General features: G+C 56.2%; 6 protein-coding genes and 1 pseudogene. 6 read left to right on the top strand and 1 reads right to left on the bottom strand.

Annotated elements, in window-relative coordinates; genetic code table 11:
* The 6 genes and pseudogenes from RT613_RS02625 to metF all read left to right on the top strand — a co-directional run.
* Window positions 1–907: pseudogene (locus RT613_RS02625) on the top strand (hypothetical protein); the annotation flags it as partial.
* Window positions 908–1,036: 129 nt separating this feature from the next.
* Window positions 1,037–2,686 carry an energy-dependent translational throttle protein EttA gene (gene ettA, locus RT613_RS02620; protein ID WP_313612730.1) on the top strand — a complete coding sequence of 550 codons (1,650 nt, stop codon included), beginning with the start codon at window positions 1,037–1,039 and terminating at the stop codon, window positions 2,684–2,686.
* Between the two features lie 256 nt (window positions 2,687–2,942).
* The gene (locus RT613_RS02615) at window positions 2,943–5,240 is read left to right on the top strand and encodes a methyl-accepting chemotaxis protein (protein ID WP_313612729.1); all 2,298 of its coding nucleotides are present in this window, start codon (window positions 2,943–2,945) and stop codon (window positions 5,238–5,240) included.
* Window positions 5,241–5,552: 312 nt separating this feature from the next.
* Window positions 5,553–6,188: a type B chloramphenicol O-acetyltransferase gene (gene catB / locus RT613_RS02610; RefSeq protein ID WP_313612728.1), complete on the top strand. Its 636-nt coding sequence runs from the start codon at window positions 5,553–5,555 to the stop codon at window positions 6,186–6,188.
* Window positions 6,189–6,344: 156 nt separating this feature from the next.
* Entirely contained in the window at window positions 6,345–7,358 is a 1,014-nt protein-coding gene (locus tag RT613_RS02605) for a metalloregulator ArsR/SmtB family transcription factor (protein WP_313612726.1), read from the top strand.
* Between the two features lie 2 nt (window positions 7,359–7,360).
* Window positions 7,361–8,254: a methylenetetrahydrofolate reductase [NAD(P)H] gene (gene metF / locus RT613_RS02600; RefSeq protein ID WP_313612725.1), complete on the top strand. Its 894-nt coding sequence runs from the start codon at window positions 7,361–7,363 to the stop codon at window positions 8,252–8,254.
* A 519-nt stretch (window positions 8,255–8,773) separates the two neighbouring features.
* Here the strand turns inward: metF and RT613_RS02595 are convergent.
* A complete protein-coding gene (locus RT613_RS02595) occupies window positions 8,774–9,988 on the bottom strand; it encodes a lytic murein transglycosylase (RefSeq protein WP_409558746.1) in 1,215 nt (404 codons plus the stop codon).
* Between the last annotated feature and the right edge of the window lie 12 nt (window positions 9,989–10,000).

Below are 10,000 nucleotides of genomic sequence, written 5' to 3'. Positions count from 1 at the left end.
CAAGGTGTTGGCCATAACGGTGCCGCTACTGATCATCATCGCCGTCACTGCCTATCTTTTCCCTGAATGTCTGCAAGGTCCATATGGCATGCTGGGACCGCTCGAGCGTGAGCTGTGGCTCAACAGGTTGCTGCAGGAAAAGAATGTCATTGATCTCTATGGTGTTGATACGAGTGGGGTTGTGGTCGCTCTCGCCACGCTATGCGGGCTGGTGTTTTTTGCCCTCGTTCCGGTTGCTGGCAGGGGATTTCGGCAAAGCCCGGCCTGCATTATCCTTTATGCCGTACTGCTGTGCGCACTTGTGCTGGCATTGCTGATGGGGCGGTATCTGAAGTTCCCGAGCCTGCTTGTTCCTTTCTTCGTCGTTTATTCTCTCTACTGGTTCCGGCTGCAAAACGGACGTCTGGTCCCGATCATGTCTGCTGTCTCACTTGCCGTGGTCAGCGTGTTGGTGTTTGCCGGTGTGGTGCTTGGTTTTTCAAAAGGCGCGGGCACCTATCATTCCGTTGACCTGATGGCGTTTGACCAGTGCGAGGCACAGGACATGTCTGTTCTGGCAAGGCTAACGCCGGGGCGCATCATCGCGCCGCAGGGGCTGGCGATGCCGCTCGCAGCGGCAATGCCTAATGGTTTTACGATTGCATCTGCGCCGTTCCATCGCACGGCACCGGGCATGCGTCGGGTTTTGACTGCATTTCTCTCCGACAAGGCCGAAGACCGGATAAAAGCGCTGGCACCGTTCGACTATGTGGCGGTGTGCCGTCTGACATTTGAGCTGAATACCACCGATGGCGCGCTTTATACGGCGCTGGCACAGGGACAGGATTGGCCGGGTCTGGAAAGGCTGACGGATGGCGGTGTATCACGTCTGCAGGTTTTCCGCATCGATCACAGCCGTTTGCAATAGGATTTTGACCGGTCTTTCCACGGTCGGCCTGTCTTCAAAATGGGATATTTCCCGTTTCGACATTGCCCCACACGGTCATTTCGCCTACATAGCGGCAAAACTCATTTCATGGCGCGGAGCATTCCTTTAATGGCACGTCAGTTCATTTATCATATGTCTGGTCTTAACAAGTCCTACGGGGCGAAGAAGATCCTCGAAAACGTTAACCTGTCGTTCTACCCGGATGCCAAGATTGGTATTCTCGGCCCGAACGGTGCCGGTAAGTCGACGGTGCTGCGCATCATCGCTGGTCAGGACAAGGAATTTACCGGCGAAGCCTGGCTCGCTGAAGGCGCGACTGTCGGTTACCTCGAGCAGGAACCGAAGCTCGACCCGGCCAAGACTGCGTTCGAAAACGTGATGGAAGGCGTTGCTGACAAGCAGGCCGTCCTCGACCGTTACAACGAACTGATGATGAACTACTCCGACGAAACTGCCGATGAAGGTGCAAAGCTGCAGGACATCATCGACAGCCAGAACCTGTGGGATCTGGAGCAGCAGGTTGAAATGGCGATGGAAGCCCTGCGCTGCCCGCCAAAGGATGCTGATGTAACCGTTCTGTCGGGTGGTGAGCGTCGTCGTATCGCGCTCTGCCGTCTGCTGTTGTCGCAGCCTGATCTGCTGCTGCTCGACGAACCGACCAACCACCTTGACGCGGAAACGATCGCCTGGCTCGAAAAGCACCTGCGCGATTACCCTGGCGCCGTGATGATGATCACCCACGATCGCTACTTCCTTGACAACGTCACCGGCTGGATTCTCGAACTCGACCGTGGCCGCGGCATTCCTTACGAAGGCAACTACTCTGCATACCTGACCGCCAAGGCCAAGCGCATGCAGCAGGAAGCCCGTGAAGAAGCCGGTCGCCAGAAGGCTCTGTCGCGTGAACAGGAATGGATTGCGTCCAGCCCGAAGGCCCGTCAGGCAAAGTCGAAGGCCCGTATCAAGGCTTACGAACAGCTGGTTGATGCAGCTGAAAACATTCGTCCCGGCGATGCGCAGATCGTTATCCCTGTGTCTGAGCGCCTCGGTCAGGTTGTTATCGAACTTGAAGGCATCAAGAAGGGCTTTGAAGGCCGCACGCTGATCAACGACCTGTCGATCAAGCTGCCTCCGGGCGGTATCGTTGGCATCATCGGCCCGAACGGTGCCGGTAAGTCGACACTGTTCAAGATGATCACCGGTCAGGAAAAGCCGGATGCTGGTTCTGTCCGCATCGGTGAGACCGTACATCTCGGTTATGTCGACCAGAGCCGTGACGCGCTGAATGCCGACAAGACCGTATGGGAAGAAATCTCCGGCGGCGCAGAAGTGATCAAGCTTGGCAAGTTCGACATGAACTCCAGAGCCTATTGCGGTGCGTTCAACTTCAAGGGGGGCGACCAGCAGCAGAAGGTTGGCAATCTGTCGGGTGGTCAGCGTAACCGCGTTCACCTTGCCAAGATGCTGAAGGCCGGCGGCAACGTTCTGCTTCTCGACGAACCGACCAACGACCTTGATACGGAAACGCTGGGTGCTCTGGAAAGCGCGCTCGAAGCCTTCGCTGGTTGCGCCATCATCATCAGCCACGATCGCATGTTTCTTGACCGTCTGGCGACTCACATCCTCGCTTTTGAGGGTGACGGCCATGTTGAATGGTTCGAAGGCAACTTCGAAGACTACGAAGAAGACAAGATTCGTCGTCTCGGTCCGGATGCCCTCAACCCGGGCAGCCAGGCCTATAAGCGCCTGACGCGCTAAAACCTGTCCAAATACGGATAAGTCCTCGAAGCCTCTGCACGCTATGTGTGCAGAGGCTTTTATTTTGTGCGGCAAATATTTCCGCTTCATGAAGACAATATGGCCTGCGACATTTGTGTGCAGCTTGACTGTTGTCATTTTAAGCCATTGTTTCGGCACTTGTTTTCAGTTTTCCTTAACGGGCGACCCGTAAGTTGTGTCGGTGCATGATCGGCACAATTTTTGATGGCATGAGGCCAGAATTCAGGAGTGTCTCATGAGATTGGTCGATATTTCCATCAGCAAACGACTGTGGACGGCAGTCACCCTGCCCATGCTTGCTGCCGCTTACCTTGCCTATGTCCAGATAGCGGATCGTTTGTTCATCTATAATGACATGCAGCAGATCAGCACTGCCAGCGAACAGCTCAAGAAGCTGAGCGACATGGTGCATGCCTTGCAAGTAGAGCGTGGCCTGACAGCAGGGTTTATTGCCTCAAAGGGTACGCAAAATGCCTCGCAGCTTTCCAGCGCCCGTTCGCAGACAGATGCGGCAGTTGGTCAGTTCCAGGCCGTGTCGCAGGAACTGGCGCAGTCCGTCGATTTTGATCTTGCGGGCTCGCAACAATCGATCAGCGCAGGTATTGGCGAAATTGCCGTTCTGCGCCGCTCGGTAGACAGCCTGTCAGCCACCGGTGCCCAATCCTTCAGTTTCTACACCGGTGTTGTTGGTCGAATTGTTGGCCTTTCCGGCACGATCGCTGCGACCGCGCAGGATGCGGCGATAGCGCAGCAGATGTCTGCTTATGTTCAATTGATGCAGGCCAAGGAAATTGCCGGTCAGGAGCGTGCACTTGGCAATGGCTTTATTACTGCAAAACGCGTCGACCCAAGCCGATTTGCAGAATTTGCATCCATGGCTGGAGGGCAGACGGCGCTGATCAATGCATCCCTATCTGTGCTGGATGAAAGCGAACGCGCCAGGTATCAGGCGATGATTGCCGATGTCACTGGGGATGTCACGGCCATCCGCACGGTCATTCTTACCAACGGTGAAAATTCCGACCTTAGCGCGCTCGACAGTGCCAATTGGTTTGGCGTGTCGACCAAACGTATTGAAACGCTCAAACAGATCGAAAATGAGGATTTGCAGCGGATTACGACTATGGCGCAAACGCGGGCAGGTGGCGCATACAGCAATCTTGTGATGATTGCAGTGCTGTGTGTGCTCGGAGGCGGTGTCATGATCGTCTTTTCCGGCTTGATGGCGATGACCGTGGTGCGCCCGATTGCTCGGATGGTGCAGATCATGGGACGGCTTGCGCAGGGTGAAATCGATAACAACACGGTGTCTACCGGCCGCAAGGACGAGATCGGGGATATGGAACATGCTGTTGAAGTGTTCCGTCAGGCAGCCATTCGCAACCGAGAGCTGGAAGCCGCCGAGGCGGAGGCACGAGGTCGCGCAGAACGCGAGCGGCTGGAAATGCAGCGTATTGCCGAAGCGGAGGCTGAAGCGCGGCTGGTTGCGGCAACCAACACATTTGCGGCCAGCATGAAACGTCTGGCAGCCGGCGATTTGTTATGTGAGTTGCATGAACCGCTGTCATCGCAGTTCGAGGCTCTTCGGCAGGACTTCAACAGTTCGGTTCGCCAGTTGCGTGAAACGCTGGCCAGTGTCGGTCACTCCGTCGCCACTGTGACAGGCGGATCGAAAGAGGTTTCGTCTGCCTCGGATGACCTTTCGCGCCGTACCGAACAGCAAGCCGCTTCGCTTGAGGAAACGGCGGCGGCTCTGGAACAGATCACTGCCAATGTCACCTCTACTTCGCGACGTGCCGGTGAGGCTCGTGATGTGGTGCGCAATGCACGTGACCGGGCTGGTAGCTCGGGCAATGTGGTGCGCAATGCTGTCGCTGCCATGGAGAAGATTGAAAACTCCTCCAAGCAGATTAGTCAGATCATTGGCGTGATCGATGAGATCGCTTTCCAGACCAATCTTCTGGCTCTCAATGCCGGTGTTGAAGCAGCCCGGGCCGGGGAGGCGGGCAAAGGTTTTGCAGTGGTTGCGCAGGAGGTGCGTGAACTGGCGCAGCGCTCTGCCCATGCTGCCAAGGAAATCAAATCGCTGATCGGCAATTCCGAAATTGCTGTCAGTGAAGGTGTGCGCCTGGTCAGCGATACCGGAACAGGTCTTGGCGAAATTGCTGAACTTGTGCAGTCGATCAACGTGCATATGGAAGCCATTGCCACAGCGGCACACGAACAATCTGCAGGGCTTGCGCAGGTCAATACGGCGGTCAATCACATGGATCAGTCCACCCAGCAGAATGCGGCGATGGTGGAAGAGATGAACGCGGCCGGTGCAGCCCTTGCGCAGGAAAGCGTCAATCTCAATTCGCTGCTGTCGCAGTTCCAGCTTGGTCAGCAAATCGGGCAGCTGCATGCGACAGCAGACGCCATGCGTCGTGTGGCGGGGGCTGCTCCCGTCGCGCAACGGCAGGTACCGGTTCGTCGCCCTGCCGTAGTTGCACACGGCAATGCGGCAGTTGCCGAGGACTGGACCGAGTTCTGATGCCATAGGTCGCACTCTTAAGCGCAACGTGGACATAAGCGGCCGCATGAGGGGAACCTTCTGCGGCCGTTGTCAATTGCGCTGCGTTTTGACGTTCGATTTGTGGGGCTGGCTTTGAAAGAGGTGTGCCGGCTTCCCTCCAGCTGGGAAAAAGGCTACGAACGACGGATGAAGTCTGCACCGTGTACCATCTGCATAGTGCTCCCACGCATCTGACGTGAGGGGCTGTGGCGACAAGATCTGTTGATCTTTCGCGATGATGCCGCGTGCCTGCAAGTGCACCGCGGCGAAACACATGCAGAGAGAACTTCAATGCAGAACTATTTTGAAAGCCCGTTCAGGGGCATTACGCTCGACAAGCAGGTCACCAACCCAAACATCGTAGTTGGCCGCTACAGCTATTATTCCGGTTATTACCATGGTCACAGTTTTGATGATTGTGCCCGCTATCTTTTGCCGGATGACGGTGCGGACAGGTTGATCATCGGCAGCTTTTGCTCGATTGGATCAGGTGCGTCCTTTATCATGGCTGGCAATCAGGGCCACAGAAACGACTGGATCAGCACATTTCCATTTTACTGGATGCCGGAAGTGCCGGCATTTGTTGGTGCTCAGAACGGTTACAAACCAGCTGGCGATACGATCATCGGCAATGATGTGTGGATCGGCTCCGAGGCCATTATCATGCCGGGCGTCAAAGTCGGTGATGGTGCGGTGATAGGTACGCGGGCGCTGGTAACCCGTGATGTCGAGCCTTACGCCATTGTTGGCGGCAATCCTGCCCGAACCATTCGGTCGCGCTTCGATGAGCGTCTGATTGCGATGCTGTTGGAAATGCAGTGGTGGAACTGGCCCGATGACCAATTGCATCCGGTGATGCCATTGCTGACAAGCGGTGATGTTGAAATGCTCTACGAACATTGGCAGGTCAGCATCAACGTCGTTTGAGTTTGCTTGTTCAACTCAGGGCGGCCGGAACGCTGCCCTGAGGGACCTGTCGTGACCATAAAATGGCTTACATGATCCCGCATTACTGCTTGCATCGTTTCGTCAAATCACATAAAGATATCTTTATGTCTTGATTGGGTCTTGGCGAGGCGTGTCGTGCAGTTTGAATTGAACAATCTGGTGGATTTATTGAAGGCGGCTGGTGAGCCGACGCGGTTGCGTCTTCTGGCGTTGCTGTCTGCTGGCGATTTAACTGTCACCGATCTTACCGAAATTCTCGGCCAATCCCAACCCCGTGTTTCGCGTCATCTGAAACTGTTGACGGAAGAAGACCTGATCGACCGTTACCAGGAAGGCGCCTGGGCCTATTTTCGTCTGAAACAGGATGGTGATGCTGCCGCGCTGGTGCGCCAGTTGCTGGATGCGACGGCCAAGGATGATGCTGTGCTGCTGCGTGACGGCGAGCGCCTGGCGGATGTCAAACGTGTGCGCTCCGAGCGTGCGCAGGATTATTTCAGCCGCAACGCGGCCGCATGGGATGAACTTCGCAAGCTGCATGTCAGCGACGAACTGATTGAAAATCAGCTTCTGGGGCTGATCGGCAAGAGCCCGATCGATTCCATGCTTGACCTCGGTACGGGCACGGGCCGCATCCTGCAATTGCTGAGCGGTGTCTACCGCCGGGCAATCGGTATCGATGCCAGCCGCGACATGTTGGCTGTTGCGCGGTCCAATCTCGACAAGTCAGGCATTACCAATGCATCGGTCCGTCATGGCGATATTTTCAATTTGCCGCTTGAGGGCCAGGATTTCGACCTGATCGTCATTCATCAGGTCTTGCATTTCCTTGATGAGCCGGACCGTGCCATTGCCGAGGCAGCACGTCTGCTGCGTCCAGGCGGTCGTCTTGTCATCATCGATCTGGCGCCACATTCATTCGATTATCTGCGGGAAGACCATGCCCATGTCAGGCTTGGTTTCTCCCATCAAACGCTTGAGGACTGGCTGAAGAAGTCCGATCTCGAGCTGCTCAAGGCGGTTGATCTGCGCTCCGGCAAAACCGGCAGCCAGTCACTGGATGTTACAATCTGGATTGCAAAGGACCAACGTTTGCTGATTGCAAACGAGGCAGCAGCATCCACTCCGTTAGTTGCCTCGGGGAGGGCATGACAATGGCCACGACAGAACAAAACCGCGCCAATGGCCGTCTTCATCTGTCCTTTGAATTCTTTCCGCCGAAATCGCCGGAAATGGACAAGCAGTTGTGGGAAACCGTGGCCGAGCTTTCGCGCTGGAATCCGGATTTCGTTTCGGTGACCTATGGCGCTGGTGGCACGACAAAGGCACCAACACTTGAGGCTGTGCGCCGCATGATTGGCGATGCCAAGCTGCATACGGCCGCCCATCTGACCTGCGTGGATGCCAGCCGTGACGACGTGCACAAGGTGGTGGACGAGTTTCGTGCGGCCGGTGTACGCCATTTCGTGGCGTTGCGTGGCGACCCATCGACCGGTATCGGCACGGCCTACACACCGCATCCGGACGGTTATGCCAATGCAGCCGAACTGGTGAAGGGCTTGCGCGAAATCAGCGATTTTGAAATCTCCGTGTCTGCCTATCCGGAAAAACACCCGGAGAGCGCCGATGAGGCGGCTGACATCGACATGCTGAAGCGCAAGTTCGACAACGGTGCTACACGTGCCCTGACACAGTTCTTCTTCGATAATGATGTATACGAGCGTTACATGGAACGTGTCGTTGCGGCCGGCATCACCATTCCGGTGGTTCCTGGCATCATGCCGATCCAGAACCTGACGCAGCTCAAGCGCTTTGCCGGTCGTTGCGGCACAAGCGTGCCGTCATTCCTGGATGTTCGTTTCGAAGGGCTGGATGAGAACCCGACTGACCGCGCAAAGGTGGCAGCCGATGTTGCTGCCGAACAGATCGAGGATTTGCAGCGTCGCGGCTTTCACGAGTTCCACCTCTACACCATGAACCGCGCGCCATTGGTCAATGCAGTTCTGGAAAATCTGGGCCTTTCGCCTGAGCGGCGGTCGGCGGCCTGAAAAGATTGAGCGTGTCGGCGCGCCGAAAGGCGCGACCGTGCGGACCGATCAATAGGTCTGAAATGCAAAAAGCGCAGATCCTCCCCAATCTGCGCTTTTAAATTTTTGAGCTATCAACTTCGTTGGATGCTTGATCGAGCCTTGAAGTCCTCGTCAGATAAAGAGCATTGCTCCGACGAACACAAACGCCACACCGACTATCAAGGCATTAAGAGAGTTCGTGAGTCCCATGGTCTGCCTCCTTGTGTTGACTGGAGGATAATATGACCGTTTTGTGTCGCTTGAAAAGCGTATTTTATGCCGCAGTGCAGTGCATTTGCCTGGTTTTTTGGAATGAATTTCCTCAATCCATTGAAAATCAAATAATATTTTAATATTCGAATTTGGTTGTTTTGTTGAGAAAAAGTAAAGCGGGTGGTGCTTTTCCCCAGTCGATTGGTCGAGATTAAGACACAATGCTTAAACGACATGGTAAACGCGGCCCCGGAATCGGACAGGGGCCGCATCGCTGATTTTCGATCAAAGGGCGTTGAGCAGCTCTCTGGTTGGCCAACCATCGGCCGGCAGACCCAGACGCTTCTGTTCACGCTGCACGGCCATACGGGTGCCGGAGCCGAGAATGCCGTCGATCTTGCCAACATCATGGGTGAGGTTGTCGAGCTTGGTCTGAAGCTCACGCATGGCTGCGTCGTCGAGACCCTGATCCGGGTTGCCCTTGTTGTAGACAGGAGCGCCCATCAGACGCGTGGCGAAGTAGGCGGCAGAGGTCGTGTAGATGAACGACTGGTTCCACTCGAGATAAATGTTGAAGTTGGGGTAAGTGATGAAGGTCGGGCCCTTGCGGCCCTGCGGCAGCACCAGGGCAGCCGGCAGGTTTGCAAAGTTCTTGTTGCCATCGCGCGGGGTCACACCCAGCGCAAACCACTCACCAGCTGTCAGCGGGCCGCCGAGGCCGGATTTTTCCCAAGGCAGGTTTTCCGGTACGCTGACTTCCTGGATCCAGGGCTCGCCCTTGCGGAAGCCGAGGCTCTGAATGAACTTGGCAGCCGTCAGGATCGCATCCGGTCCGCTGGACTTGACGTTGATGTGGTGGTCACCGTCCCCATCGACGCCAAAGGCAATGATGTCCTCCGGCAGCATCTGTACCTGACCGATTTCGCCAGCCCACGCGCCGGTGTTGGTGGAGGGCTCGAGATCGCCATGCTGAACCATCTCGATCAGCGCGATCAACTGCGGACGGAAGAGTTCCGGCCGGCGGCAGTCATGCGACAGGGTGACCAGCGCGTTGCGGGTGTTGAAATCGCCCTGAACGGCACCAAAATCGGTTTCCATGGCCCAAAAGGCAGCAATCACACCGGCGGGAACGCCAAACTCGCGCTCGGCGCGTTCAAAGGTGCTGGAAAGCTCCTGGATTTTCTTGCGGCCAATATCCAGACGCGACTGGCTGACGGTGCGCTGCGAAAACTCAAGGAAGGTCTGTTTGAAAACACCCTGGGCGCGGTCACGCGACAGAACCTTCTGGTCGATCTGTGCGCCAGCCAGGGCCTTGTCCACTGCATCTGCCGGAATGCCCTTTGCCAATGCCTCTGCCTTGACGCCCTGAAGGAACGTCGAGAGATCGCCACCGCAAGCGGCAGCCTGTGCAGGCGTGGCTGTCTGGGCCAGAACAGTGCCTGATGTGAGAAGGCAGGTGGCAGCGGCGAGAACCGCGCTGCGGAGGGATGGCATGAACATCGTGTGGTTCCT

The sequence above is a fragment of the Agrobacterium sp. genome, from assembly GCF_032092815.1.
Lineage (GTDB): Bacteria > Pseudomonadota > Alphaproteobacteria > Rhizobiales > Rhizobiaceae > Agrobacterium.
The sequence above is the reverse complement of the archived record's forward strand: the minus strand, read 5'-3'. Positions and strand labels throughout refer to the sequence as shown.

Excerpts from the sequence above, each read along its gene's own strand:
- catB (WP_313612728.1), top strand. The coding sequence starts at position 5,553 with ATGCAGAACTATTTTGAAAGCCCGTTCAGGGGCATTACGCTCGACAAG.
- RT613_RS02615 (WP_313612729.1), top strand. The coding sequence starts at position 2,943 with ATGAGATTGGTCGATATTTCCATCAGCAAACGACTGTGGACGGCAGTC.
- metF (WP_313612725.1), top strand. The coding sequence starts at position 7,361 with ATGGCCACGACAGAACAAAACCGCGCCAATGGCCGTCTTCATCTGTCC.
- ettA (WP_313612730.1), top strand. The coding sequence starts at position 1,037 with ATGGCACGTCAGTTCATTTATCATATGTCTGGTCTTAACAAGTCCTAC.
- RT613_RS02595 (WP_409558746.1), bottom strand. The coding sequence starts at position 9,988 with ATGTTCATGCCATCCCTCCGCAGCGCGGTTCTCGCCGCTGCCACCTGC.